The organism is Shimia sp. R9_2, assembly GCF_017743735.1.
GTDB lineage: Bacteria > Pseudomonadota > Alphaproteobacteria > Rhodobacterales > Rhodobacteraceae > Shimia.
The window spans coordinates 90,453-115,195 of sequence record NZ_JAGHRO010000004.1 but is presented as its reverse complement, the minus strand read 5'-3'; the positions used below and the strand labels follow the sequence as shown (position 1 = coordinate 115,195).

At 60.9% G+C, this 24,743-nt stretch carries 24 protein-coding genes; 6 read left to right on the top strand and 18 right to left on the bottom strand.

Features of this window, described 5'->3' with window-relative positions:
* Positions 1 to 242 precede the first annotated feature (242 nt).
* The 5 genes from J7400_RS11485 to tyrS form a co-directional block, all read right to left on the bottom strand.
* Positions 243 to 686: a MaoC family dehydratase gene (locus J7400_RS11485; protein WP_209063283.1), complete on the bottom strand. Its 444-nt coding sequence runs from the start codon at positions 684 to 686 to the stop codon at positions 243 to 245.
* A gap of 111 nt (positions 687 to 797) precedes the next feature.
* The gene (locus tag J7400_RS11480; RefSeq protein ID WP_209063281.1) at positions 798 to 1,673 is read right to left on the bottom strand and encodes a TIGR01459 family HAD-type hydrolase; all 876 of its coding nucleotides are present in this window, start codon (positions 1,671 to 1,673) and stop codon (positions 798 to 800) included.
* Between the two features lie 100 nt (positions 1,674 to 1,773).
* Entirely contained in the window at positions 1,774 to 2,391 is a 618-nt protein-coding gene (locus J7400_RS11475) for a hypothetical protein (RefSeq protein WP_209063279.1), read from the bottom strand.
* 70 nt (positions 2,392 to 2,461) lie between these two features.
* Complete coding sequence (locus J7400_RS11470) at positions 2,462 to 3,217, bottom strand: SDR family oxidoreductase (protein ID WP_209063277.1); 756 nt, start codon at positions 3,215 to 3,217, stop codon at positions 2,462 to 2,464.
* A gap of 197 nt (positions 3,218 to 3,414) precedes the next feature.
* Positions 3,415 to 4,668 carry a tyrosine--tRNA ligase gene (gene tyrS, locus J7400_RS11465; protein ID WP_209063276.1) on the bottom strand — a complete coding sequence of 418 codons (1,254 nt, stop codon included), beginning with the start codon at positions 4,666 to 4,668 and terminating at the stop codon, positions 3,415 to 3,417.
* Between the two features lie 63 nt (positions 4,669 to 4,731).
* Here tyrS and J7400_RS11460 point away from each other — a divergent pair, with 63 nt between their 5' ends.
* Positions 4,732 to 5,865, top strand: a complete 1,134-nt coding sequence (locus J7400_RS11460; RefSeq protein WP_209063274.1) for an anhydro-N-acetylmuramic acid kinase — start codon at positions 4,732 to 4,734, stop codon at positions 5,863 to 5,865.
* A 146-nt stretch (positions 5,866 to 6,011) separates the two neighbouring features.
* Here J7400_RS11460 and J7400_RS11455 read toward each other — a convergent pair whose 3' ends face one another.
* The 5 genes from J7400_RS11455 to J7400_RS11435 form a co-directional block, all read right to left on the bottom strand.
* Positions 6,012 to 6,920, bottom strand: coding sequence for a fatty acid desaturase (locus J7400_RS11455; protein ID WP_209063272.1), 909 nt, complete (start codon positions 6,918 to 6,920; stop codon positions 6,012 to 6,014).
* A complete protein-coding gene (locus J7400_RS11450; protein WP_209063270.1) occupies positions 6,917 to 7,342 on the bottom strand; it encodes a cupin domain-containing protein in 426 nt (141 codons plus the stop codon). Before J7400_RS11450 ends, J7400_RS11455 begins: the two co-directional genes overlap by 4 nt.
* Before the next feature lie 125 nt (positions 7,343 to 7,467).
* Positions 7,468 to 8,742: a phosphopyruvate hydratase gene (gene eno, locus J7400_RS11445; RefSeq protein WP_209063267.1), complete on the bottom strand. Its 1,275-nt coding sequence runs from the start codon at positions 8,740 to 8,742 to the stop codon at positions 7,468 to 7,470.
* Positions 8,743 to 8,872: 130 nt separating this feature from the next.
* Positions 8,873 to 9,742: a DMT family transporter gene (locus J7400_RS11440; protein WP_209063265.1), complete on the bottom strand. Its 870-nt coding sequence runs from the start codon at positions 9,740 to 9,742 to the stop codon at positions 8,873 to 8,875.
* A 37-nt stretch (positions 9,743 to 9,779) separates the two neighbouring features.
* On the bottom strand, positions 9,780 to 11,084 hold the full coding sequence (locus J7400_RS11435; protein ID WP_209063263.1) for an HlyC/CorC family transporter: 1,305 nt from the start codon (positions 11,082 to 11,084) through the stop codon (positions 9,780 to 9,782).
* A 138-nt stretch (positions 11,085 to 11,222) separates the two neighbouring features.
* Here J7400_RS11435 and J7400_RS11430 point away from each other — a divergent pair, with 138 nt between their 5' ends.
* Together J7400_RS11430 and J7400_RS11425 are read left to right on the top strand one after the other, a co-directional pair.
* Positions 11,223 to 11,927, top strand: a complete 705-nt coding sequence (locus J7400_RS11430; RefSeq protein WP_209063261.1) for a transporter substrate-binding domain-containing protein — start codon at positions 11,223 to 11,225, stop codon at positions 11,925 to 11,927.
* A gap of 159 nt (positions 11,928 to 12,086) precedes the next feature.
* The gene (locus tag J7400_RS11425; protein WP_209063259.1) at positions 12,087 to 12,920 is read left to right on the top strand and encodes a metallophosphoesterase family protein; all 834 of its coding nucleotides are present in this window, start codon (positions 12,087 to 12,089) and stop codon (positions 12,918 to 12,920) included.
* Here the strand turns inward: J7400_RS11425 and J7400_RS11420 are convergent.
* From J7400_RS11420 to J7400_RS11410, 3 genes are read right to left on the bottom strand one after another with little or no spacing between them, the layout of a single operon-like run.
* Positions 12,836 to 13,834: a site-specific tyrosine recombinase XerD gene (locus J7400_RS11420; RefSeq protein WP_209063257.1), complete on the bottom strand. Its 999-nt coding sequence runs from the start codon at positions 13,832 to 13,834 to the stop codon at positions 12,836 to 12,838. The genes J7400_RS11425 and J7400_RS11420 overlap by 85 nt on opposite strands.
* A 7-nt stretch (positions 13,835 to 13,841) precedes the next feature.
* Entirely contained in the window at positions 13,842 to 15,365 is a 1,524-nt protein-coding gene (locus J7400_RS11415) for a hypothetical protein (protein ID WP_209063255.1), read from the bottom strand.
* Positions 15,362 to 15,514, bottom strand: a complete 153-nt coding sequence (locus J7400_RS11410) for a hypothetical protein (RefSeq protein WP_209063253.1) — start codon at positions 15,512 to 15,514, stop codon at positions 15,362 to 15,364. Before J7400_RS11410 ends, J7400_RS11415 begins: the two co-directional genes overlap by 4 nt.
* A gap of 120 nt (positions 15,515 to 15,634) precedes the next feature.
* On the opposite strand from J7400_RS11410, the gene J7400_RS11405 reads away from it, so the two are divergent.
* Positions 15,635 to 16,189: a shikimate kinase gene (locus J7400_RS11405; protein WP_209063251.1), complete on the top strand. Its 555-nt coding sequence runs from the start codon at positions 15,635 to 15,637 to the stop codon at positions 16,187 to 16,189.
* Positions 16,186 to 17,298: a 3-dehydroquinate synthase gene (gene aroB, locus J7400_RS11400; protein ID WP_209063249.1), complete on the top strand. Its 1,113-nt coding sequence runs from the start codon at positions 16,186 to 16,188 to the stop codon at positions 17,296 to 17,298. The genes J7400_RS11405 and aroB overlap by 4 nt, the downstream gene beginning before the upstream one ends.
* Positions 17,299 to 17,356: 58 nt before the next feature.
* Here aroB and J7400_RS11395 read toward each other — a convergent pair whose 3' ends face one another.
* From J7400_RS11395 to ssb, 4 genes are all read right to left on the bottom strand, one after another.
* Positions 17,357 to 18,982, bottom strand: a complete 1,626-nt coding sequence (locus tag J7400_RS11395) for a fasciclin domain-containing protein (RefSeq protein ID WP_209063247.1) — start codon at positions 18,980 to 18,982, stop codon at positions 17,357 to 17,359.
* Positions 18,983 to 19,119: 137 nt separating this feature from the next.
* Positions 19,120 to 20,361 carry a peptidase T gene (gene pepT, locus J7400_RS11390; protein ID WP_209063246.1) on the bottom strand — a complete coding sequence of 414 codons (1,242 nt, stop codon included), beginning with the start codon at positions 20,359 to 20,361 and terminating at the stop codon, positions 19,120 to 19,122.
* A 157-nt stretch (positions 20,362 to 20,518) separates the two neighbouring features.
* The gene (locus tag J7400_RS11385; RefSeq protein WP_209063244.1) at positions 20,519 to 22,141 is read right to left on the bottom strand and encodes a peptidoglycan-binding domain-containing protein; all 1,623 of its coding nucleotides are present in this window, start codon (positions 22,139 to 22,141) and stop codon (positions 20,519 to 20,521) included.
* A gap of 261 nt (positions 22,142 to 22,402) precedes the next feature.
* Positions 22,403 to 22,924: a single-stranded DNA-binding protein gene (ssb, locus tag J7400_RS11380; RefSeq protein ID WP_209063242.1), complete on the bottom strand. Its 522-nt coding sequence runs from the start codon at positions 22,922 to 22,924 to the stop codon at positions 22,403 to 22,405.
* A gap of 216 nt (positions 22,925 to 23,140) precedes the next feature.
* Between ssb and J7400_RS11375 the strand changes: the two genes are divergently transcribed.
* Complete coding sequence (locus J7400_RS11375) at positions 23,141 to 23,734, top strand: lytic transglycosylase domain-containing protein (protein ID WP_209063240.1); 594 nt, start codon at positions 23,141 to 23,143, stop codon at positions 23,732 to 23,734.
* 9 nt (positions 23,735 to 23,743) lie between these two features.
* Here J7400_RS11375 and J7400_RS21405 read toward each other — a convergent pair whose 3' ends face one another.
* Positions 23,744 to 24,697 (bottom strand): AraC family transcriptional regulator, encoded by a 954-nt coding sequence (locus tag J7400_RS21405; RefSeq protein WP_209063237.1) that lies wholly within the window; start codon positions 24,695 to 24,697, stop codon positions 23,744 to 23,746.
* Positions 24,698 to 24,743 lie beyond the last annotated feature (46 nt).

Genomic DNA, 24,743 nt, shown 5'->3' with positions numbered 1-24,743 from the left:
TTTTGCGCGGGCGGGGCGCAAGAGAGGAGCTGACCTCAGGCAGATCGGTTGCGGATCATCGGTGACAAGGGCTGGGGCTTTGCCCCCGACGCCGCAAGCGGCATCTCCCCCAGGATACTGGAAGAATGAGAAGCCGGGGCGGCGGATTTCCCTGTCTGACGCGGGGAATGTGTCCTGTGATGGCAGAGACAAAAAAGGCGGCACCGTTCAGTGCCGCCCGATAGGGATGAAGCGTGTTGGCCTCAGTCGAGTTTGCGCGACGGCGCGAGGACGGTGGCCTCACCGGCGAGGACCTTCTTGCCCTCAACGGTGCAGCTGCAGTCAAGCTTCACGCGGCGTTTGGCGATGTCGATGTCGGTCACGGTGACCGTGGCCAGCACCGTGTCATCGGGGCGCACCGGGGCGAGGAACTTCAGCGACTGGCCCATGTAGATGGTGCCATGGCCGGGAAGTTGCTCGCCGATCACGGCTGAGATCAGCCCGGCGGTCAGCATGCCATGGGCAATGCGCCCGCCAAACATGGTGTCTCTGGCGTAGTCCTCATCCAGATGCACAGGATTGTGGTCTGTGGAGACGGCGGCGAACATCTCGATGTCATGATCGGTCACGGTTTTGCGCACATAGCGGGACATGCCGATTTCGAGGTCTTCGATAAAGATGGTGCCGCGGGGCAGATTGTCCAACATGAGGCCTCCACACAGATGGTCTGAGGTTTTCGTTAGGTAACTTAATGGCGCGTGATGCGCATGATTTGCAACTTTATTACTTCGCAGTCGCAGAAAATCAAGTGTTTTCTGTTAACGGAGCTTGCCAATGGCGTATTGCGGGGTGACTTGCTCTGCCGCGAGATAGGCGGCGAGGGCTTCTGCGTCGGGCTGATGCGCGGTTTTGGTCTCTTTTTCCGCCAGGCCGCCGGTGATGAAGAGCGAATCGATGTTTTCGCCCATGCCGCCGGCAATATCGGTGTGGGGCCCATCCCCGATGGCGAGGATCTCGCTGTCTGACACCGAGACACCCAGGGCTGCGAGACGGCGGCGGGCGAGATCATAGATCGGCGGATGGGGTTTGCCGAAATAGAGGCTTTCCCCGCCCATGTCGGTGTAGAGCTTGGCCAGAGCACCGGCGCACCATTCGCGGATTTCGCCGCGGTCGACCACAATGTCGGGGTTGGCGCAGAGCAGTTTCATGCCTTTTTGCTTGGCAAAGAGGAAGTCGGGGCGGTTGATCTCGACCTCGGCCATCGGATCAAACGGGCCGCAGCAGACAATGCCTTCGGCCTCAGCCAGCGGTACGCGCTGGATGTTGACCGGGTTGTCCAGAATTTCAAGCGGCTGGAAGAAGCCTTCGTCACGCGCGGGTTCGCCCATGAAGTAGACCTTTTCGCCAACCGAGCCCTGAAACATCGCGGAGCGCGCGCTGTCTCCGGAGGTGGCGATGGTGTCATAGGCATCAGCAGGCACGCCAAAGTTGCCCAATTGCTCGGCCACACCGGCGCGCGGTTTGGGAGAGTTGGTGACCAGCACCACAATGCCGCCTTTGGCGCGATAGGCCTGCAGCGCTGCCACAGCCTCAGGGTAGGCGGTGACGCCATTGTGCACACAGCCCCAGAGGTCGACAAACAGAGCTTTGTAGCGGTCGGAAACCTCGGCAAGGGAAGCGATAATTTGGGTCATGATGCGGTCCTGATCGGCTGTTTGGCGCAAGGTATGGCAAATAGCTTGTCAAAGGGCCAGTGATTTCGAAGTGGCGGTGAATTGGGGCTGTGGACCGGGGTCAGGTGAGGCTGTCTGGCAGGTGCAGCTGGGGGGCAAAGCCGCCGCGCAGCGCGCGGATACTGGGGGCCGGTGTGAGCACAGGCAATGTGCCTTGCGGGCGTTTTATGGGGGTGCTGTAGCCGTCGGGCGTAAACGGCAGGGCCATGTCTGCCATGAGCATCAGGGGGCGTTCGCCGTCCAACACAAAAGTGGCGTCTGGCAGATCTGCGACCGCCATAAGAGGGCGTTTTTGCAGAAACTTGCGGGGGATGGCGCGCGCGGTGTGCAGGTGCTGGTCAAAGGCGGGGGCGGAGCCTGTGTGGCCAGCGGCGGCGAAGTAGGCCTTGTGATCGGCGCGGCGGCATTCGGCGCAGGGGCGGTGACCGGCGGCCAGTGCAACGGCTTCGTCGTGAAAGAAAAGCTCGGTGTAGCGGTGGGGCGCCATGAGGGTGCGGCGGCGGTTTTTGAAGGAGAGCACGCAGCAGACCCAGGCTTTGTGTTGCCAGCGCCGGTGGGTGAGTGCGCCGTGATCATGCGCCCCGGTGTCATGCAAGATGCCGCGATTGCCCATGAGGTTGCCCCGCGCAGGATGGCGCAGGATGTCTCCGGTGGGCAGAATGCGGTTTTGGCGGGGCATGGGGGGCTCCTTTTAAGGAGAGCCTAGCATGGGGGGAGGGGAGGTGCGCAGTGAATGCGCACCCTACGGGTTATTGCATTCTGAGGGCGCCGTCGATGCGGATGACTTCGCCGTTGAGATAGCCGTTTTCCACGATGAAGCCGGCGAGGCGGGCGTATTCAGACGGATCGCCCAGCCGTTTGGGGCAGGTCACATCGGCGGCGAGCTGATCCTGCACCTCTTGCGGGAGGCCCTGCAGCATGGGCGTGAGGAAGATACCCGGGGCGATCGCCATGACGCGGATGCCGGAGCGGGCCAAATCGCGCGCCATGGGCAGGGACAGGCCGACGATGCCGCCTTTGGAGGCCGCGTAGGCCGCTTGGCCGCGCTGACCGTCTATGGCCGCAATAGAGGCGGTGTTGATGATCACGCCGCGTGCGCCGTCTGCTTCCGCCGCGTTTTCAGCAATCACCTCAGCGGCCAGACGGGCGACGTTAAAAGAGCCGACAAGGTTGATGTCGATGGTCTGCTGGAAGACATGCAGCGGGTGCGGGCCTTTTTTGCCAATGGTGGTTGCCGCGGGCGCGATGCCTGCGCAGTTGACCGCAGCGGTGATGGTGCCCATGGCAGCTTTGGCGGCGGCGATGGCGGCGGCCACGCTGTCTTCATCGGTGACGTCTGTTTTGTGGAAGGTGCCGCCCAGCTCTTCGGCGACTGCTTGGCCGCGCTTCTCATTGAGGTCAAAGAGGGCCACTTTGGCACCATTGGCAGCAAAATGGCGGGCGGTTGCTTCGCCGAGGCCGGAAGCGCCACCGGTGATCACGGCGCAGGTTTGATCAAGTTTCATGGGCGGGCTCCTCCGGGTGGTAAATGAACGTATGTTCAAATAAACGGATCAGCGCGTATCTGTCCAGAGGCATGAGGGGCCAGCCCCTCTTGGCCCGAGGGGCCAATTTACCCCGGGATATTTTCCGAATGAGAAGCCCAAAGAAAAAGGCCCGCGCAAGGGGCGGGCCTCTTTTTTGAAGTGGTTTTTGCTGTGGATCAGCTGTCGAGCTGTACCAGCGCGTGGCGCTTTTTGCCTGCGGAGAGCTTGATCGGGGAAGACAGCGCGGCGGCGTCGATCATCAGCCCTGCGTCGGTCAGCGGTGCATCATCCAGTTTGGCGCCGTTTTCCTTGATCAGGCGCTTGGCGTCTTTGCCGGATTTTGCGAGGCCGGATTTCACGATCAGCTGCACGATGGAGATGCCGTCACCGAGGTCCTCGGAAGTGAGTGTCACGGTGGGCAGATCATCGCCCACGCCGCCTTTTTCAAAGACTTCGCGTGCGGTGGCTTCGGCTGTGGCAGCGGCCTCGGCACCGTGGCAGAGTGTGGTGACCGCATTGGCGAGGATGATTTTTGCTTCGTTGATCTCGCTGCCGGCCAGCGCGCCGAGGCGGGCACATTCATCAAGCGGCATTTCGGTGTAAAGGCGCAGGAAGCGGCCCACATCGGCGTCGGTGGTGTTGCGCCAGAACTGCCAGAACTCGTAAGGAGAGCGCATGTCGGCATTGAGCCAGACCGCGCCATCGGCGGATTTGCCCATTTTCTTGCCGTCAGAGGTGGTCAGCAACGGGGAGGTCAGGCCAAAGAGGCCGCCATCATCCACGCGGCGGGTGAGGTCGATGCCGTTGACGATGTTGCCCCATTGATCGGAGCCGCCGAACTGCACCAGACAGCCGTAGCGGCGGTTGAGCTCCAGGAAATCATAGGCCTGCAGGATCATGTAGTTGAATTCGAGGAAGGAGAGGGACTGTTCCCGATCCAGACGTGACTTCACGCTCTCAAAGGACAACATGCGGTTCACCGAGAAGTGGCGGCCGATGTCGCGCAGGAATTCGAGATAGTTCAGATCGTCGAGCCATTCGGCGTTGTTGAGCATCAGCGCATCGGTTTTGCCATCGCCGTAGTCGAGGTATTTGGCGAAGACCTTTTTGATGCCTGCGATGTTGTCGTCGATCTGATCATTGGTCAGCAGCGGGCGCTCATCGGCGCGGAAGGACGGATCGCCCACTTTGGTGGTGCCGCCGCCCATCAGGGTGATCGGTTTGTGGCCGGTCTTTTGCAGCCAGCGCAGCATCATGATTTGGATGAGCGAGCCCACGTGCAGGGACTTGGCGGTGGCGTCAAAACCGATATAGCCGGGCACCACACCTTCACAGAGGGCTTTGTCAAAGCCTTCATAATCCGTGCAATCGGCCACAAAGCCGCGCTCTAGCATCACGGTGAGGAAATCCGATTTGGGCTGGTAGGTCATGGTGTCGATCCCGTATGATTTGCGAGCCTGTGTATAGGCGGGGAAGAGCAGAAGGAAAAGGCCATGTTGAAGGGCCAGAAAGCCGCGCAAAACGGCGGTGCGCAGAAAGCCACGGTTCAGCGGGCCTTGGGGGCGATGTCAGGCACGTCTTTGGACGGGGTGGATGCTGCAGTGGTGGAGACCGATGGCGTGGGGATCCATGGCTTTGGGGCCAGTGATTATCGCGCCTATTCTGCGGAGGAACAGGCTGTTTTGACCAAGGCGCTCGGCCAGTGGGCGGGGCCTGAGGCTGAGGCCGCTGCCAAAGTGATTGAGGCGGCGCATGCAGAGGTGTTGGGGCGGTTTGAGGATATTGATCTGATCGGCTTTCACGGTCAGACGCTGGCGCATGAGCCGCGCGGGCGGGGTACCTGTCAGGTGGGAGACGGGCAGGCGCTTTCAGAAGCGCTGGATGTGCCGGTGGTTTGGGATTTTCGCAGCGCGGATGTGGAGCTGGGTGGCGAGGGGGCGCCGTTGGCGCCGTTCTTCCATTTTGCCTGCGCCAAGTGGTTTGGCGCCAAAGAGCCGGTGGCGTTTCTGAATTTGGGTGGTGTTGGCAACATCACATGGGTGGACCCGCGCAAAGAGGGGCCGGAAGCGGACGGTGCTTTGCTGGCCTTTGATACTGGTCCCGCGAATGCGCCGCTTAACGATTTGCTGCGCGCGCGCCGTGGGCTGGCGTTTGACGAAGGTGGGAAGATCGCCGCGCAGGGCACTGTGGCCACGGGCGCGCTGGAGCTGTTTTTGCAGGAGGCCTATTTCTCGCGTATGCCACCCAAATCTCTGGACCGGAACGACTTTCCGGAAATGATGGATCTGGTGCGGGAGCTCTCTGATGAGGATGCGGCGGCAACCATGACGGCGATGTGTGCCGCCAGTGTGGCGCAGGGCATGGGGCATTGTCCGGTGCCGCCAAGCCGTGTGTTGGTGACCGGAGGCGGGCGGCATAATCCGGTGCTGATGGAGATGCTGCGCGTGTCGCTGGATTGTCCGGTGGCGCCTGTCGAAGCGGTGGGGCTGGATGGTGATATGCTGGAAGCGCAGGCCTTTGCCTATCTGGCGGTGCGTGTTGCGCGGGGCTTGCCGACATCTGCGCCAAGCACCACGGGTGTGATGGCGATGGTGGGCGGTGGCACGGTGAGTATGCCGCAGGGGTGATTGTTTTCAGAAGGGCCTTGCCCGACCTCGGGTGGGCGACCTTTGATCTGAAATCTGCGAATACATCCCGACGCATGTAGCGGTTTGGGAATGTTTTGGGCTATAAGTCTCGCCCTCCCGTGGGGGGCAGGCAGGCGCAGCCCGGCCTAACGTCCGGGCGTCAGGTCTGATTGGTAGTCGCTATGAAAGGCTGCGTAGCCATCTGAGGTGCTTTGAAGGTGCGGCTTCAGGTCTTCATGCAGTGTGGGGAGCTGGTGGAAGGGCACGTTGGGGAAGGCATGATGCTCCGCGTGATAGGGCATGTTCCAGGCCAGAAAGCGCACCAGACGGTTGGTGAAGGTGGTGCGGGAGTTTTCCAGCATATTGGCCACCGGCGGGCAGCGGCCGTGCTCTGCCAGAAGATAGGCGCGCAGGAAGGGCTGGCCGGTCAGGCTGGGCAAAATCCAAACCCAGAAGAGGAGCGGCGTCACCAGCAGGCTGGCTATGATGAGGCTGTAGAGACCGAGCAGAATGCGGGCTTCGGTGCGCATGGCGGCGTGTTTGCGGGTTGGCAGATAGGGGGCATCCAATGTGCCAGCGGCGTTCTGAAGAAGCGTTTTTACGGCAGCCTGCCAATAGCTTAGGCCGGAGAGGTAAAGCAGGTAGCTGCGCCACGTGTCCGGGCGTGGGCCGCCTGCCAGCTCCGGGTCGCGCTCGGGATCATTGGTGAATTTGTGATGCGCCATGTGAAAGGCGCGAAACCATGTGAAAGGCAGTATCAGCGGCAGCGCGCAGGCGTGACCCACCGCGCGGTTGATCCAGCGGGTGGCGAAGGGCGTGTCGTGGGTGCATTCGTGGCTGAGCGTGAAGAGAAACACCCAAAGCACACCGAGCGGTAGGAGCATCAGCGGCCAGATCGGGGCGCGCAGACCGACCCAGAGCGCGCAGAACAGGAGTGCGCCGAGATAAAGCGCGAGGTGGCGCAGGCCTGCGGCGTCAGAGCGGCTTTGCAGCAAGCTGCGGCGGTCCGGCGTAAGACGCGCAAGGGCTTCCTTGTGGCTCAGTGGTGCGCTCATCGCGGGATGTCAAATCCTGGGGCGGCGAGCTCGAAGCCTTCGAATTGGAAGGCAGGGGAGACGGTGCAGCCGACAAGCGTCCAGTCGCCCGTGCTGCGTGCGGCCTGCCAGTGGTGGGGCGGCACGATGTGCTGGGGGAGCTGGCCTGCGGCGAGATCCGGGCCGAGGGTCAGGTCTTGCGCCGGGCCAGCGTCGGTTTCTGCAAGCGACAGGATCAGCGGCGCGCCCGCATAATAGTGCCAGATTTCGGCGGCATCGACGCGGTGCCAATGGGAGACCTCACCCGCCTTCAGCAGGAAATAGATCGCGGTGCCGGCGGGGCGCGTGCCCTCCGGCGCATCAGCGATCCATGTCTGGCGGTAGTGGCCACCTTCCGGGTGCGGAGTGAGGTTGAGCTGGGCGATGATTTGATCGGCGGTCATTTAGGCAAGTCCAATTTCTTTTGGCTACATAGGGCCATATGCAGCGGGAAGCGCAAGAAAAAAGGCGGCTCATGGAGCCGCCTTTCATCGTTCGTGACGGTGCGCAGTGAATGCGCACCCTACGGTTATTTCAGGATCGAGCGGCCTGCGTATTCGGCGGTTTCGCCCAGCGCTTCTTCGATGCGGATCAGCTGGTTGTATTTCGCCAGACGGTCAGAGCGCGAAAGGGAGCCGGTTTTGATCTGGCCGCAGTTGGTGGCCACGGCGAGGTCGGCGATGGTGGCGTCCTCGGTCTCACCGGAGCGGTGGGACATCACGTTGGTGTAACGCGCGCGGTGGGCCATATCGACGGCTTTGAGCGTCTCGGTCAGGGAGCCGATCTGGTTCACTTTCACCAGCATGGAGTTGGCCACGCCCTGCGAAATGCCGTCTGCCAGACGGGTCGGGTTGGTCACAAAGAGATCGTCACCCACCAGCTGCACCTTGTCGCCGATCTTGTCGGTCAGCAGTTTCCAGCCGTCCCAATCGTCTTCGGCCATGCCGTCCTCGATAGAGATGATCGGGTAGTCGTTGCAGAGCTCGGCCAAATAGTCGGCGTTTTCCGCAGAGGTCAGGGATTTGCCTTCGCCCTTCATCTCGTATTTGCCGCCCTCGTAATATTCGGTGGAGGCACAGTCGAGCGCGAGGTAGATGTCTTCGCCCGGCTTGTAGCCCGCTTTCTCGATGGCGCTCATGCAGAAGTCCAGCGCCTTACGGGTGCTTTCCAGAGCCGGAGCAAAGCCGCCCTCATCGCCGATGCCGGTGTTGTAGCCTGCCGCAGACAGCTCTTTCTTCAGCACATGGAAGACTTCGGCGCCCATGCGGATGGCTTCGCGAATGTTCGCAGCGCTCACCGGCATGATCATGAATTCCTGAATGTCGATCGGGTTGTCGGCGTGCTCGCCGCCGTTGATGATGTTCATCATCGGCACAGGCAGAACGCGCGCGGATGTGCCGCCCACATAACGGAACAGCGGTTGTGCGGTGTGGTCTGCCGCAGCTTTGGCAGCAGCCAGAGACACGCCGAGGATGGCGTTGGCACCAAGGCGGCCTTTGTTTGGGGTACCGTCCAGTTCAATCATGGCGGCGTCGATGGCAACTTGCTCGGTCACGTCCATGCCCACCAGAGCTTCGGCGATTTCGCCGTTCACGGCGTTGACCGCTTCCAGCACGCCTTTGCCCAAGTAGCGGGATTTGTCGCCGTCGCGCTTTTCGACTGCTTCATGTGCGCCAGTGGAGGCACCTGACGGTACGGCGGCGCGGCCCATGGTGCCGTCTTCAAGGATCACGTCGACTTCGACGGTTGGGTTGCCGCGGCTGTCGAGAATTTCACGGGCGAAGATATCAATGATGGTGCTCATCCTGGGGGTCCCTGCACTGGTCAATTGTTGAGGCAGCTATAGCAGGGCGGAGGCAAAAGTAAACGGCATTTGGTAGCGCTAACGGTGGTTTTTATCAAGGTTAGGGCTAACAGTTACGGGGCGTTGCGCATTATCCGCTACGGGCGAGGGCGCGTTCGCGCAGGAAGGTGTAAAGACCTGCGGCAACGATGAGGGTCGAGCCTGCGAAGGTGGGCCAATCCGGGCGTTCGCCAAGGATGAAGATGCCAAGCAGCATGGCAAAGACAAGGCGGGTGTAGCGGAAGGGGGCGACGGCTGAGGCCTCACCCACCCGCATGGCGATGACGATGGCCCAATAGCCTGCTGCACCAAAGAGAGCAGCTCCTAAAAACCGCGCAAATTCATCGGATGTCACCGTTCTAATCGTGTCACCCATTTGAAATGAGAGCAACAAGCCCGCCACAAAGAAACTGGAGCACCCCTGAAGAGCCACAACATGAGAGGACACATTGTCGGCTATGCGGCGGGTCAGGATATCCCGGATGGCGATCCCCAATGCGGCCCCCAGCACAAGGAGGGAATTGGCGTTGAAACTCCCGAAGCCGGGGCGAATTATCAGAAACACTCCTAGAAATCCGATGACCAGAGCGCTCCAGCGGCGCCAACCGACGGTTTCCTTGAGAAATACTGCGGCGAGCAGTGTGAGCATCAGTGGCATGGCTTGAAAGATTGCTGCCGCGCTCGACAAGTCAATGCGCGACAGTGCCATGGTGAACATGATACCGCTGATTGCTTCGAGGGCGGCGCGCAGCAGCAAGAGCGGGCTCCAGTGATGAGGCGCAAAAAGAGGCAGTCGATTATAGATAATAATCGCCAAGAATATGGCCCCGGAGCCCAAGCCGACGCCCATCAACACCTGACTGGGCGGCAGAAACCCGGTCAGCTGTTTCATAAACATGTCGGCGGTGGCAAAGCCCAGCATGGAGGCGATGACAAGCAGGCTGCCTTTGATGTTGTTCATTTGTGGTGCCGCCCTAAGTGCAGAGTGGTCCTCTGCATCAGAGAGGTCGTATCTTCAGGTCGGTGATCCGGTTGGCCTCGCGCCCGGTGACTTCGAAACGGAAGCCGTGGAAGGAGAAGACCTGCCCCACGGTGGGGATCATCTGTGCCTCATGGATCACCAGACCCGCAACGGTGTTGGCCTCGTCATCAGGCAGGTTCCAATCGGTGGCGCGGTTGAGATCGCGGATCGTCATGGCGCCTTCGATCAGGAACTGGCCATCCTCGGATTTGCCAATTTTGTGGTCGCCGTCCTCGTCAAATTCATCTGTGATCTCACCCACGATTTCCTCAAGGATGTCTTCGAGCGTGATCAGGCCCTGCAGCGAGCCATATTCATCCACCACCAGCGCAAAATGGGCGTGGCGGCGCAGGAATTCGCGCATCTGATCATCAAGTGCGGTGGTTTCCGGCACGAAGTAAGGCTCTTTGGCCACCTCATCGAGCACAATGTCTGTCATGCGCTCAGGCGAGGTGCCCGCCTCACGCACGCGGCGGTACATGGCGCGGAAGAGGTCTTTGGCGTGCACGACACCAATGATGTTTTCCGGCTCATCCTTAAAGACAGGCAGGCGTGTGTGATTGCTTTCCAGACATTGGTTGAGGATGTCGGCGGGGCTGTCATCGGCGTTGATCATCTCAATGCCGGAGCGGTGCAACATGATTTCCTCAACCGTGCGGTCAGAGAGATCGAGCGCGCCCAAGATGCGGTCGCGGTCTTCTTTTTCGACGATGCCTTCGGAGTGGCCAAGCTGAATGGCACCCGCGATTTCTTCGCGCACAGCGAGGATCTGGCTGTCCGGGTCGATCTCCACCCCAAAGAGGCGCAGCACGGTGCGTACCAAGATACGCACAGCGGCCACCACGGGGGAGAAGACGGTGACCACTAGGCTGATCGGACCAGCGACGGTGGAAGCGGCATCTTCGGGCCGCGTGATGGCGTAGGTTTTGGGCAGCACCTCGGCAAAGATCAACACCAGCAGGGTCATGACCAAAGTGGCCATGGCCACGCCGCTTTCGCCAAACGCGCGGGTGAAAAGCGCGGTGGCCAGAGAGGTGGCGAGAATGTTGACGAGGTTGTTGCCCAAGAGCACGGAGCCGATCAGGCGTTCGCTGTCTTCGGTGACGGCAAGGGCGCGCTGTGCGCCGCGGCTGCCTTTGTCGGCCTGCGTGCGCAGCTTGCCGCGCGAGGCAGCAGTGAGCGCGGTTTCAGAGCCCGAAAAGAAGCCCGAGAGCATGAGCAAAAAGAGGATTACCCCGGCGGTGATCCAAAATGCGGTGTCGATGGACGATGCGGGCTCCATAAGATCCTCGTTTGACTGGTCAAATTGGTTATGGGTGCAGGGGCAGGGCGGATCAAGGGGGCGCGGCGCGGTTAAGAGTTATTTTATACCGCGCGCTTATATGGGCGCCTCAGAGTTAGAAGTGGGAGACACAGGCTTATGAAAGCCCTTATTTTCTGCGCGATGGCTGTGCCGGCCGTTGCGCTGGCAGGTGATGCCGATGTGGCATTTTTGACCGAAGACTATGCGCCTTATTCCTGGATGGAAAACGGCGAGGCGGTTGGTCATGGTATTGATCTGATCCATGAGGTGGCGAACCGTGCGGCACTGTCCTCTTCGGTGGAGATCACAAAATGGACCCGCGCCATTGTGCTGGCGGAAAAGAATGAAAACACCTGTGTGTTTTCGACCGCGCGCACCGAAGAACGGGAACCCAAGTTTCAATGGGCTGGTCCGATGTATGTCGAGAGCACCTATCTGGTGCAGCGCGCCGGTGAAAACGCGGATGTAACGACATTGGACGTGGCGTTGACCAAAGCCATTGGCACGCAGGTCGGAGATTTTACCGTTGAATTGCTAAACGGGCTTGGGGCAGCAAAAGTGGACACAGCGCCAGATCTGGAAAAAACGCTGAAGAAACTGCGCGCTGGGCGTCTTGATTACGTCATCCTTGGCGAAGATGGCGCGAAGTCTATTACCGCGCAAAATGCCGATCTTGAGATGGCGTTGGAAGTGTCCCGCGATGAGTTCTTTATTGCCTGCTCCAAGAGCACACCAGCGGAGACCGTTGCAAAGATTGATGCAGCCATGGCGTCCATGATGGCAGATGGCACTCAGGCGCAGATGGTGGCAAAATACAAATAACGCTCTGCAATCGTGGCGCATTTGAAAGGCCGGGGCGTTTGCTTCGGCCTTTTGTTTTGGCTGTCCGTGGGGGGCGCATTTTGTTGGCGGATTTGTGATTGGGGTCGGCGCGCGCTATTGCGCTAGAGCAGGGTCACGAACTGAGGGAAGGCGCAGCGGATGCAGGATTTGGGCAGGCTTGATGGACCGGTGCTGGTGTTTGGTGGGCCGTATTCGAATTTGCAGGCCACAGAGGCGGTTTTGGAAGAAGCCAAGGCGCGGGGTATTTCGGGGCGCAATCTGATTTGCACCGGGGATGTGGTGGCCTACTGTGGCCAGCCTGCGGAAACGGTGGCCGCGGTGCGGGCGAGCGGTGCGGTTGTCGTGGCGGGGAACTGTGAGCTGCAGTTGGCCAGCGGCGCGGCGGATTGTGGCTGCGGCTTTGAAGAGGGCACGGTCTGTGATCTGCTGTCCGCCGGGTGGTATGGCTTTGCCGCCCAACAAGTAGACGATGCAGCGCGGGACTGGATGGCGGGTCTGCCGAAGATTGTCTGTTTTGAGCTTGCGGGGCAACGGGTGGCGGTGATCCACGGCGGTGTCACGGATGTGGCGCGCTTCCTCTGGTCAACATCTCCGGAGGCTGCTTTCGCCGAGGAGATCGCAGCGCTGACGGATACGGTTGGCACGGTGGATGTGGTGCTGGCGGGACATTGCGGTATTCCCTTTGAACGCCAGATCGGCGCGGTGCGCTGGATCAATGCCGGGGTGGTCGGGATGCCGCCGCATGATGGCGGGCAGCGCACGCGCTTTGCGATTTTTGACGGGCAGGCGCTGGAAGTTCTCGATTTGGCTTATGATGCCGGGCAAGCTTTGGCAAAAATGCAAGAGGTTGGGCTGACCCAAGGCTACCACGAAGGGCTTGTGAGCGGCTATTGGCCGTCTGAAGATGTGCTGCCGGAAGATTTGCGGGTGCCACTGTCTGAGCGGCTTTCGCCCTCACGCGCCAGCGGGTGATGGGTGGTCACCAGTTCGTGCAGGCGTTCATCGAGCACATGGGTGTAGATTTCTGTTGTTGAGAGATCGGCGTGCCCCAGAAGAGTCTGGATCACGCGCAGATCGGCGCCATTGGCCAGCAGATGGGTGGCAAAGGCGTGGCGCAGCGTGTGTGGCGTGACCTTTTCAGGCGGCACGCCTGCGGTGATGGCAAGATCTTTGATCAGCGTGTGAAACCAGTTGCGGGTGACATGTCCGAGTGCGCCGCGTGAGGGAAAGAGAAACAGCGAGGCATGTTTGCCTTTGGTGCGTTTTTCTTCCTCGGCTTTGTCGCGGACCGACAGCCAGACAGCGAGCGCTTCGCGCGCGGGCGGGGAAAGAGGGACCATGCGTTCCTTATCCCCTTTGCCGCGCACAAGCAGCATTTGCGGATTCCCGCGTGCGGCAGAGACCGGCAGGCTGACCAGCTCGGTCACGCGCATGCCGGTGGCATAAAGCAGCTCCATCAGGCAGGTGTTGCGCAGGCGGTCCTGTGGGGTGCGCCCCGTTTCTCGCGCCGCCGCCAATAGAGCGTCGACCTCAGTCACCTCAAGGGTTTTGGGCAGGCGTTTGGAGCGACCAGGGCCGCGGATTTGGACGGCCGGGTTGCTGTCGCGCCAGCCCTCTTCAAAGGCAAAGCGAAACAGTTGTTTGAGGGCGGAGAGACGTCGCGCGCGGGTGGCCTGTGCAAGGCCTTCGGCGTCACAAAACAGCAGGAAGTCCTCGATTTGCGCCTGTGTGGCGGTTTCAAAGGTGACGTGCTTGCGTTTGGCCCAATCGGTAAAGGCGCTGAGGTCGCGCATATAGGCGGCCAGCGTGTTGGGAGAGGCGCCAAGCTCTGCGGCTTGGGCTTCCAGAAAGGTTTCGATCCAGAGGCTTTGGGAGCTAGGAGCCATGCGCCTGCTAGCCCCGCGTGTCTAGAAGTGCGACCTGGAGGGCGGCGCGGCGCGCGGTGTCCTCGAGGCCGACGGCGCGGAAAGTAGCCAAAGCTTCGGTCAGCGCTCCAAGGTTGCCTGCGGCCCCGTCGTCCATCAGCGACATCGCGGTGAGGATGCTTTCACCCAGTTGGCCGCGCGCCAGCATGGTGGAGATTTCCTGCGGCACCCCCGCGCCATGGAAGGCATCAGAGATCGCGCGGTGCACGGGGTCTGTGGTGATGCGTGGCGGTGCGCCCAGCGCAAGACCGGCAAGAAAATCACGCGGACCGCTGCGGGCGGCGCGCTCATAGTCTGACGACAAGAGCGCAATGTCGCGGGCCTGACGGGCGGACACGCCTTGCAGCGGGAGCTTCAGAAGCAGAGGGCCATAGATGCGGGCAAAGGGCACTTCGAGGTGGACCTGCTGCATGGCGGCCCAAACCGAGGGCAAAGTGTCGGCCACTTTGGCGGTGTCATTGCTGCTGATCGCCGCGTCAAAGGCCTGCAGGGCGGCGACGCGATCCCAGATCATGCCGGAGGCGGCGGGTTTGCGCTCTGAGTAGATGCCAAGTAGGCGGTTTTCATGGAGCGCGGAGGTGCGCGCCAGACGCTCGGAGGCCTCAAGCTGCGCTTTCCAGCCTGCGGTGTCGCGCAGATCCGCATGGGCATAGGCGCGGGGCAGGCCGGTGGTGGATTGGGTCTCGCCGATTGCCTCATAAAGGCGGAACTTGAGCGGGGTCACCGGCCCTGCGGCGACCAGAAGTGGCTCGCCTTCAAAGAGGTCAGGATCCAAGAAGCGTAGAAGGAGAGCGTCCATCTCCTCAGAGATCAGGCCCAGCGCCTTGGCGGAATCCAGTGTTAGCGCTGCGGCGCGCCAGTCTCCGGAGCGGGCAGTGCAGAAGATGCGGGCGGCGTAATCCGGGGCCAGATGCGGGGCTTGCATGAGGGCGTCACAGGCGCGCTGCTCCTCGCCCATCAAGAGGGTCACATCAAACCAGCGGGCAAATAGCGCGGGCGTGTCTGCACCTGCGCGTTCAATGAGGGCTCCGGCCTGTTCCAGCGCGCCCATCTCGATCAGTTTGTCGATTCGCGCGATCAGCAGCTCGTTGGCGACACCGGCATCACGGGGCGCGTCGGCCTCTGCCAAGAGGAGCGTGTAAAGAAGCGCCTGCATCGCCGGAAGCACATCAGGGCGCTGGGCGCTGACAAGATCGCTGAGTTTGGAGGCGCGGGAGGCTGACCAGAGCGAGGCGGGCAGGCCGGTGACTGAGGAGGGCAGAAGGCCGGTGGCGTCGTGGCCGTTGTCATCCAGTGAGGTGACTTTGATGTTGGGGGTGCTGAGGCCTTGCGAGACAGGTGGTTCACCTTGCGGCAGACCGATGTCCAGCGTCACGGTGGGGGTCGGGTTCAGCCATTCGATGGCTGACAGCGGTGCCTCCTGCGCCACGCCAGGCGCGGCGGCGAGGCCGATCAGAAAGGGCCACGTGCCCAAAGCCCGCAGAACGCTCATTCTTCGCCTTGCAGCTCGACTGGGATGCGGATTTCGTTTTGTTGAGCGGAAAAATCAGCCCCAAAGATTGGTCCGACGTAGGCATATGCAACCAATGCCAGCGCCGCCAAGACGAATAGAACCAATAAGGCCCGAATGACTTTGCCCATGAGTCCTCTCAAATTTCCTGCCCGTTTTTTTCAACTTATAACTGGCCTTTTGCACAAGATCACGTCATTCAATGCCGAAATCTTAATTTTGGGCAAGGCTTGGCCGATTGTGGGCGTTTCATGGGCTATGAACTGAAAAAAACCGTCGTGCTGGTGGGCATGATGGGGGCGGGAAAAACCGCCGTTGGACGGGCTTTGGCAGCGAAACTTGATGTGCCGTTCATCGACTCGGATGCGGAGATCGAAAAGGCAGCCAACATGAGCATTGCCGAGATTTTTGCCCGCGACGGAGAGGCGTTTTTCCGCGAGAAAGAGAGCCAGGTGATTGCGCGCCTGCTGGATGAGGAACGTTGCATTCTGTCCACCGGTGGCGGGGCCTATCTGGCTGAAGCCAACCGAGAGGTGATTTCCGAGCGCGGCGTGGCCGTGTGGCTGAATGCGGATGTGGATCTGTTGTGGTCGCGCGTAAAACACAAGGACACGCGGCCTTTGTTGCGCACCGAAAATCCACGCAAGACGCTGGAAGAGATCTATGCGGCGCGGGTGCCGCTTTACAGCCTTGCCGATCTGCCGGTGGCAGCAGAGGCAGGCTTGAGTATTGAGGAAATGGCGGCGCGGGTGGCTGACGCTTTGACAGGTCTGCGCCCTGACGTTTTGGAAGGGGCAGAGGGATGATGGAAACGGTGCATGTTGGCCTTGAGGGGCGCGCGTATGACATACACATCGGCCCCGGATTGCTCGCACAGGCAGGGGCGCTGATCGGGCCAATGCTGGCGCGCAAACAGGTCTGTGTTGTGACCGACGAAAACGTCGCGGAGCTGCATCTGGAAACCCTTCGGGCTGGCCTGGCAACTGACGGGATCAGCATGGAAGCGCTGGTGCTGCCGGCGGGCGAAAGCACCAAGAGCTGGGCGCATCTGGAGCAAACCGTGGAGTGGCTCTTGGCGCAGCGCGTGGAGCGGCGCGATCTGGTTGTGGCGCTGGGCGGCGGCGTGATCGGGGATCTGACCGGCTTTGCCGCAGCGATCCTGCGCCGCGGCGTGGGCTTTGTGCAGATTCCGACCAGCCTTTTGGCGCAGGTCGACAGCTCAGTTGGTGGTAAGACCGGGATCAACAGCCCCTTGGGCAAGAACCTTGTGGGCGCGTTTCATCAGCCCAAGCTGGTGCTGGCAGATATTGATGTGCTGGGCACGCTGACGCCGCGCGATTTCCTCGCCGGTTATGGCGAGGTTGTGAAATACGGCCTGCTTGGCGATGCGGCATTTTTTGAATGGCTGGAAAAGCTTGGGCCGAAGCTTGCGGCAGGTGACGTGGAGGCGCGGATTGCTGCGGTGAGACGCTCCTGTGAGATGAAAGCCGAGATTGTGATGCGCGATGAGACCGAGCAGGGGGATCGCGCGCTTCTGAACCTTGGGCATACATTCTGTCATGCGCTGGAGGCGGCGACGGGCTATGGCGACCGCCTGCTGCATGGGGAAGGCGTTGCGGTGGGCTGTGCGCTGGCGTTTGAGCTGAGCGCACGTCTGGGCCTGTGTTCTCAGGAAGATCCGAGCCGCGTGCGTCAGCATCTGCGTGAGATGGGCATGAAGGTGGACCTGAAGGACATCGAAGGCGAGTTGCCGGATGCGGATGTGCTTTTGGATCTGATGGGGCAGGACAAGAAGGTTGTCGATGGTCAGCTGCGCTTCATTCTGGCGCGGGGGATCGGCAATGCCTTTGTGACGGCGGATGTGCCACGGGATGTGGTGCGCGCGTTGTTGGTGCAAGAGCTGGCGAACCGCTAAGACCTACCTATGCGCCGCTATGTGAGCCGGACGGTGCCGGCTCACACGGGGTTTTCTATCAGATGAAGACAAAGTCGCTTTCGTCCAGATAGCGCGAATGCAGCGTGATGGAGCCGTTGTCGCCTTCAATTGTGGCGATGCGGCCGCTGAACGCGGTGTTGTCCATGACGGCGGCGTAATCGGCGAAGTCAGATGTGCTCACCACGATAGTGTCATGCCAGCCAAAATCGCTGATGGTGTCATCGCCGCTGAGCGTGGTGAAGTTGAACTCATCCGCGCCCCAGCCGCCGTGCAGCTTGTCGTCGCCTTCGCCGCCAATCAGCGTGTCGTGGCCGCTGCCGCCGCGCAGGACGTCATTGCCATCGCCGCCATCAAGCAGATCATTGCCGCGACCACCTTTCATGTAGTCGTTGCCATCATCGCCTTCCATGCGGTCGTCACCCCAGCCGCCGAACATGCGATCATTGCCGCTGCCGCCAAACTGGATGTCGTCACCGAGCCTGCCATACATGCGGTCATTGCCTGCACCGCCGATCTGGATGTCGTCGCCTTTGAAGCCACCGCTGAGATAGTCATCCGCCGCGCCGCCAATTTGCACGTCATCGCCAAAGGAGCCGCGATCCCAGACAGGGGAGACATCGGCAATGTCGATGGGCAGGAGCACGGAGTCGATCACATGGATTTCGCCGTTTGAGGCTTCGATGTCGGTGAGGCCTTCGACAAAGTTGGGGTTGGCGCGACCGGGATCAGCGTCGTTGAGGCTGTTGCCGTCAACCACAAAGCGGCCGCCCTCAAGAGCTGTTTCCACAAGGCGACCTTCCTGAATGTCGGCAAGGGATTTGCCGCCTGCCTGCACGTGATAGAGCAGCACGTCGCGCACCAGATCGATGCCAACGGCGCCCACAATCGCGCCGGGCAAATCGGCGTCAGCGATGCCTGTGGTGTCAACGCCCAACTCTTCGGCCAATGCGCGGAAGGCATCATCGGTGGGGGCAAAAACGGTGAAGTCGTTGTTGGGATCGGTGAAGAGGTCGACCAAACCTGTGGCAACAAGCGCGCCGACAAGTGCCTCAAAGGCGGGGTTGCCGGAGGCGATGTCCGCTATGGTGGGCTGTGCGTTGGCTTCGGCCACGTCGATGGGCAGCAGCACGCGGTCGATCACATGGATCACGCCATTGGTGGCTTGAATGTCGGTGAGACCATCGACAAATTCCGGGTCTTCCACATCGGGGTCAGCGTCATTGAGCGTGTCGCCGTCCACGCCAAAGCTTGCGTCGCTCAGCAGCGTGTCCACTGAGCCGCTGTTTTGCACGTCCTCAAGGGAGCTGCTGCCAGCCTGCACGTGATAGAAGAGAATATTGGTGAGCGTCGGAACACCCACAGCGTTGACGATTTCTGTTGCGATTTGGGTTTCTGAGAGGCCGGTGGTGTCGATGCCCAGCGTGTCACGTGCCAGGATTTCGAAGGCTTCATCGGTTGGGGCAAAGACGGTGAAATCGCCGGGGTCGAGGAATGTCTGGGTCAGACCAGCTGCGTTCAGCGCGGCGACGAGGATATCAAAGTTTCCGTTGGTCGAGGCGATCTCTGCAATGGATTGCGTGGGCGCGGGGGGCGGTGCGGGCTCGGGGTTATGGAGATTGAGACGCTCCAGCAACCGCTTCAAGAAGGCTTCGAAAAAGTTCATTGTCTTCTCCCATTTGTTTTCAATGGGAGGGTTACGTAAGCGACAATTTCACGGATGTTCACGAAGCTGTGAGGTGTTGTGGCCTCGGCAAAGACCCGCCAGAAGGTACTGGCGGGTCGTATGGGTTGAATGGCGCGTTAGGCGCTGCGCCGCACCAAATTGAGGATCACGCGGGTGGCACTGGCCATGTCCTGCACCGAAATCCATTCCAGAGGGCCGTGGATTTCCATCATGCCGGTGAATATATTGGGGCAGGGCACGCCTTTCTCAGTGAGCTGAGAGCCGTCTGTGCCGCCGCGGATGGGCACGGATTTTGGCTCAAGACCCTCTGCGCGAATGGCGTCGCGGGCGAGCTCCACCGGGGTCATGTCTTTCTCCAGCCAATAGCGCATGTTGCGGTATTGTTTGGTGATGTCGCAGGTCACTGTGGCGCCGGGGAAGGCGGCCTCGGCCTTGCTGCAGGCGGCTTTGAGGCGGGTGGTCTGGGCTTCCAGATCGTCCATCTCAAAGGCGCGCAGGATAAAGCGGAGCGTGGTTTGCGAGCTGCCACCTTCCTGAGCGTAGATATGGGTGAAGCTTTCGCGCCCATCGGTGGTTTCCGGCGTGGTGCCGACCTCATCGAGCTCAGAGATGATCTGTGCCGCCACATGCAGCGCGTTGGTCATCTTGTCCTTGGCATAGCCCGGATGGGCAGAGGTGCCGGTGACGGTCACCACCGCGCCATCTGCGGAGAAAGTTTCATACTCCATGGTGCCGCGCTGGGCGCCGTCGAGCGTGTAAGCGAAATCCACGCCGAAGTCGGCGGGCAGGTCAGGATGCACGCCGCGCCCGATTTCCTCATCCGGCGTGAATGCGAGGCGCACCTTGCCGTGTTTGAGGCCCGGCGTGGTCAGCAGGTGTTCGGCCATGGTCATGATGATCGCGACGCCCGCCTTGTCATCAGCGCCCAGCAGAGAGAGGCCGGAGGCGGTGATGATGTCTTCGCCGTCTTTGCCGGACAGATAGGCCGAGGTTTCGGGGGAGAGGATCAGATCAGGATTGTCTGGATAGGTGATGGGGCTGCCGTCCCAGCCATGGATCACGCGGGGTTTGACGCCGGTGGCGTTGAACTGCGGGGCGGTGTCCACATGGGCGCAAAAGCCAATGGTTGGCGCGTCAGGGTTTGTTGCTGGGACAGTGGCGAGCACGGCACCATAAGAGGTGAGGGTCACTTCCGATGCGCCAATGCGCTCAAGCTCGGCCACCAGATGGCGGGAGACATCGAGCTGGATTTCGGTGGATGGCGTGGTTTCTGAGTGTTCGTTGCTTTGGCTGTCGATGGCGCAATAGGCGACCAGACGCGCCTCAAGCGCGCGGTCAAAATTGGGATAGTCAGACACGCTTTGTCCTCACGTTGATGCTGTTTTTCTTAACATAGGCAGCATTTGCGCGAGGGGGTAGGGGCTTGGGGCAATCCTGTGCATTTGGCAGAAATAAGCCCCGGCTGCGAGAGGCGGGCCGGGGCTTTGAGCGGGTTTATTGGGGGAGGCGTTTGCCTCAGTCGCCAAGCGAGATTGTGGGCAATGCGGCTGCGGGCTGCACCTGGGGCGCGCCACCAGAGTCGGCCAGCACTGCGGCCTGCAGAAGCGCGGTGCGCTCGGTCTGACCCGGGGCAAAGACCGGCTCAGCCCCGTTGTTCAGCGCGTCAATCGCGGAGATGTACCACGCCTGCGCCTGATCGGTGTTGGTCGCAACTCCAAAGCCATGTTGCAGGTGATGGGCAATCAGCTCGCCATAAGGCTTCTGACCAATGGCGGACATGATCAAGGCAGAGCCAAGAGCCACCTGCATGTCATCGCGGCGATAGGCCGAGAAGAGGCAGATTTGCGCGGTGTCCTGCAATTGCTCCAGCGACATATTGGAGTTCAACACAAAGCTCTGCACCTCTGACTGCAGTTGCGCAGGGGCGGCGGTGGAGAGTTTGCCCACATAAGGCGCAAGCACGGGGCCGAAAGCGTCACATTGTTGATCGACCTGCGCCTGAGTGGCACCCTGCACCGATTGCATGAGCTTTTCGCCATTGGCCACCGTGTAGGTGCGCGCGAGGCAGAATTGTTCGCTCAGCACAAAATCGGGGTCGGTGATCTTGGAGACCGTGGTGAAACCGCCATTGGAGCTGGTGAGCAGACCGACCTTGCCGCAATAGCCTGCGAGGGATTTTTCCGGCGCGGCGGGTTGCGCAGTTTGGAACAGAGTGAGGCTCTGGGCCGCGGGCTCCTGCACAGCCACGGGCACCGTTGCGGGGGCCGTTGCCGGGACAGTCACTGGCGCTGCTGGGGCTGGAACCACCGGCACTTCAGGTGCGGCGGCAACCTGGGTTGTGGCTGAGTCGTTCAGGCGGCAGGTGGACTGATGACAAGAGAAGCTTGTCGGAGTGGCTACATGGCTGAGGAAGTCGTTTCGGGTGAAGCCGCTGGGGCCTGAGGCAAAGACCATCACGGTACAGTCCTTGGCCCCGCACCAATAGGCGCTGCCGGAAACAGAGGTGTCCAGTATGTAGTCGGTTTTGCCGTCGCCATTGAGATCTGCAAGCTGGATGAAGCCAGAGCGCTGCAGAAGTTGCTCAGCACTTGGATCGGAGCTTTGTGCCACCTCGTCGATGGCGTTTGAGACCTCAACCGGCATTCCGCCATAGATCGTGCCGGAGGGGCCGCCATGGACTTCGGCATACCATGTGGTGAGCAGGCTGCGCACGCCGTGCTGGTGGGTCTGCATGGCTTTCACCACCTGCGGGCCGCCAACTTGTGCGCGGTTGTAGGAGGATACGAGGAAATCACGCTCATATGGCGAGAGGCGGCCGGTGGCCGGAAAGCCGACGTAGCTTTGATATTGAATGATTGCGGAACGGGAGCGCGCGCCAAGCACACCATCCGGCGTGCCAGCCGGGAAGCCAAAATAGTTGAGCGCGCTCTGGGTTTCGCGGTTTTGGGCGCGGGTGGCGGAATAATAAGCAGCGCTGGAGCGTTGTCTGGCTTTGTTCTTTTGGGCGCTCGAAACGATGGCACCGCCGACAATGGCACCTGCAATGGCGGCGCCGAGATCACTGGCCATGGCCGGCGCGGTTGCAGACGTCGCCAATAGCGCCGCTGCGGCGGTTGTTTTGATAGATTTAGAAAACACGTCTATCTCCCTGATACGTAAGTATGACTTTGCAGAGAGACCACGCGCTCGTCGGTGCTTTTGAGGATATGTCCTCTTGGTGCACCACCCAACTCAACCATGAACTCTCTAACAGAAATGAGTGCGTACTGACATTGAGTGTCCCTTAGTTTTAAGTCTCTGGCAAGTCCGCATTTCCGGATGTGACAGGCCGTGGGGGCAACAAAAAAGGGCCGGCGTATGCCGACCCTCTCTGAATATCTGCCCGTCTGCCGCTGAAGCTTAGAACGGGATTTCGTCGTCCATGTCACGGCTTGGGGCGCCGCCGCCCTGATTGCCGCCGCCAAAGCCGCCACCGCCGCCTTGATCATAGCCACCGCCGTAACCGCCGCCCTGATCGTAGCCGCCACCGCCGCCACCAAAGCCGCCGCCACCGCCGCCTTCGCCACCGGAGCGGCCGTCGAGCATGGTCAGAACGCCGTCAAAGCCCTGCAGCACCACTTCGGTGGAGTAGCGATCCTGACCGGATTGATCCTGCCATTTACGGGTTTGCAGCTTGCCCTCGACATAGACTTTGGAGCCTTTGCGCAGGTATTGCTCTGCAATGCGCACCAGACCTTCCTGGAAGATTGCGACGGAGTGCCATTCGGTGCGCTCGCGGCGCTCACCGGTGTTGCGGTCTTTCCAGGTCTCAGAGGTGGCGATGCGCAGGTTGCAGACCTTGCCGCCATTCTGGAACGAGCGCACCTCTGGGTCGCGGCCCAGGTTGCCAATGAGAATTACTTTGTTCACCGATCCGGCCATACGCCTATCACTCCCACGGATTCTATCAGTCGATTTGGATCACCATACACCACCGCAAGTCGCGAATGGGAAGCAGTTTCTTGTGGAAAAGCTGGGTTTGCGGGTCACTCCGGGCGATCGAATTTCCAGATGACGGGGCTGTGTCTGGAAAAAATTTCACGATTTGATATAGAAAAGTTCGGAATCATGGTGGAGCGGGCGCACATGCGCAGGATCATGGCACGGAGTTTGGGGGCGCTTGTGGGCGCGGTGGTGGTTGCTGGTCTGACGGTCGGCACGGCAGCGGCGCAATCTGTTTCAAGCAAGTCTCAGGCCCGGTTGTTTAAAAATCAGACACGGGTGCTGGATGGTCGGGCAGCGGAGCAATACCGCAATTCGGTGCGCCTTAAGCCAAAGCCGGTCTACACGCCCTCCAAGTGGGGGGATGGCAGCTACAACGGCAAATACCGTGGGCCTTATCTCGCCATGGCGCGGGAGGCGGCCTTGCTGCATGGGGTGCCGGTTGATCTGTTCCTGAAGCTGGTGCAGCAGGAAAGCAACTGGAACGCCAAGGCGAAATCCCACAAAGGGGCGTTGGGGTTGGCGCAGTTGATGCCCGGCACCGCGCGGGCGTTGCGGGTGGATCCGCTGGATCCTCAGCAGAACCTTGAAGGGGGCGCGCGCTATCTCAAGCAGCAGTATCTGAAGTTTGGCAGTTGGCGGTTGGCGCTGGCGGCCTATAACGCAGGTCCGCATGCGGTGGAGAAATACGGCGGCGTGCCACCATTCAAAGAGACTCGCAACTACGTGCGCAAGATTTTGGGCGGCTGAGGGCGTCGACTAGACGCCACGTGCCTGTTTGCGCAGCTTGCTAGGCGCGGCGCCGAAGTGTTGCTGGCAAAACCGCGTGAAATAGGCGGCGCTGCCAAAGCCAAGGGCGCCTGAGATGCGGTTGATCGGCAGATCACTTTCCATGAGCAGGCTGCGGGCCCGGTGTTGCACCATTTGTGAGAGCATTTCTGCGGCGGTGATGCCGGCGGATTGGCGGCAGACGCGGGTGAGATGTGTCGGCGTGATGTCGAGCTGCTCTGCATACCAAGCCATGGGATTGCCCGAGGTGAACTCCTGCGCGAGAAGATCGCAGAATTGACGCACCAGCCGCTCGGTGGCGCGGGCGCGCGGGGGCGGGCCTTCGCGGTCGATGGCGCGCCGGAGTGTGACAGAGAGCAGCTGTGCATGGGCGTTTAAGGCGTCATTCATCAAGGGGCGCAGGTCGGCACATTCGCGGCGCATGGCATCAAGAATAGCCGTAAATTCAATCTGTTCGGCGCTGTCGTTTAAGCGGATCAGATGCGCCTGATCGGGCAGCGGGATGCGCCCGTCGTTTGGCAGCAGCGTTGCCAACCCTTGCACTTGCGGGCCAAGTTCGATGGAGAACAAGTGTCCCGCAGGCACAAAGATCACATTATAGGCGCTAAAGCCGCGACGGCGGCCATGCAAGAGGGCGCGGCCCTGTCCGCGGGTGGTCCAGAGCACCATGTGATGATCGCGTTGATGCAGCTGTTCAAGCTTCCAGCGCGCGGTCTGGCTGGCGCCCACCAAACTGGTGACGGTGATGTCGGAGACTGGCTGATCCGGTCGGCGCAAGGCCGCGCGTTTGGAACGCGGCGCGCGTGGTTTGATGGTTTTCGGCAGGGCTTTGGACGGGGCTTTGGGCGCGGCGTCTTGCGTCGGTTTGGACCCCATGCCGGGCCGCGTCATGAACGACGGGATATTGATCGTCTTCTCAGTCACCTTGGCGGGGACTTAAGCGCGGCGGAATAGATTCGGGCAAGCTTTT

Coding starts and splice junctions, on each gene's coding strand:
- J7400_RS11425 (WP_209063259.1), top strand. CDS start 12,087: ATGCAGGATTTGGGCAGGCTTGATGGACCGGTGCTGGTGTTTGGTGGG.
- aroB (WP_209063249.1), top strand. CDS start 16,186: ATGATGGAAACGGTGCATGTTGGCCTTGAGGGGCGCGCGTATGACATA.
- J7400_RS11485 (WP_209063283.1), bottom strand. CDS start 686: ATGTTGGACAATCTGCCCCGCGGCACCATCTTTATCGAAGACCTCGAA.
- J7400_RS11405 (WP_209063251.1), top strand. CDS start 15,635: ATGGGCTATGAACTGAAAAAAACCGTCGTGCTGGTGGGCATGATGGGG.
- J7400_RS11410 (WP_209063253.1), bottom strand. CDS start 15,514: ATGGGCAAAGTCATTCGGGCCTTATTGGTTCTATTCGTCTTGGCGGCG.
- eno (WP_209063267.1), bottom strand. CDS start 8,742: ATGAGCACCATCATTGATATCTTCGCCCGTGAAATTCTCGACAGCCGC.
- tyrS (WP_209063276.1), bottom strand. CDS start 4,668: ATGACCTACCAGCCCAAATCGGATTTCCTCACCGTGATGCTAGAGCGC.
- J7400_RS11450 (WP_209063270.1), bottom strand. CDS start 7,342: ATGACCGCCGATCAAATCATCGCCCAGCTCAACCTCACTCCGCACCCG.
- J7400_RS11455 (WP_209063272.1), bottom strand. CDS start 6,920: ATGAGCGCACCACTGAGCCACAAGGAAGCCCTTGCGCGTCTTACGCCG.
- J7400_RS11460 (WP_209063274.1), top strand. CDS start 4,732: ATGTTGAAGGGCCAGAAAGCCGCGCAAAACGGCGGTGCGCAGAAAGCC.
- J7400_RS11440 (WP_209063265.1), bottom strand. CDS start 9,742: ATGAACAACATCAAAGGCAGCCTGCTTGTCATCGCCTCCATGCTGGGC.
- J7400_RS11470 (WP_209063277.1), bottom strand. CDS start 3,217: ATGAAACTTGATCAAACCTGCGCCGTGATCACCGGTGGCGCTTCCGGC.
- J7400_RS11415 (WP_209063255.1), bottom strand. CDS start 15,365: ATGAGCGTTCTGCGGGCTTTGGGCACGTGGCCCTTTCTGATCGGCCTC.
- ssb (WP_209063242.1), bottom strand. CDS start 22,924: ATGGCCGGATCGGTGAACAAAGTAATTCTCATTGGCAACCTGGGCCGC.
- J7400_RS11395 (WP_209063247.1), bottom strand. CDS start 18,982: ATGAACTTTTTCGAAGCCTTCTTGAAGCGGTTGCTGGAGCGTCTCAAT.
- J7400_RS11435 (WP_209063263.1), bottom strand. CDS start 11,084: ATGGAGCCCGCATCGTCCATCGACACCGCATTTTGGATCACCGCCGGG.
- J7400_RS11480 (WP_209063281.1), bottom strand. CDS start 1,673: ATGACCCAAATTATCGCTTCCCTTGCCGAGGTTTCCGACCGCTACAAA.
- J7400_RS11375 (WP_209063240.1), top strand. CDS start 23,141: ATGGCACGGAGTTTGGGGGCGCTTGTGGGCGCGGTGGTGGTTGCTGGT.
- J7400_RS11430 (WP_209063261.1), top strand. CDS start 11,223: ATGAAAGCCCTTATTTTCTGCGCGATGGCTGTGCCGGCCGTTGCGCTG.
- J7400_RS11475 (WP_209063279.1), bottom strand. CDS start 2,391: ATGCCCCGCCAAAACCGCATTCTGCCCACCGGAGACATCCTGCGCCAT.
- J7400_RS11420 (WP_209063257.1), bottom strand. CDS start 13,834: ATGGCTCCTAGCTCCCAAAGCCTCTGGATCGAAACCTTTCTGGAAGCC.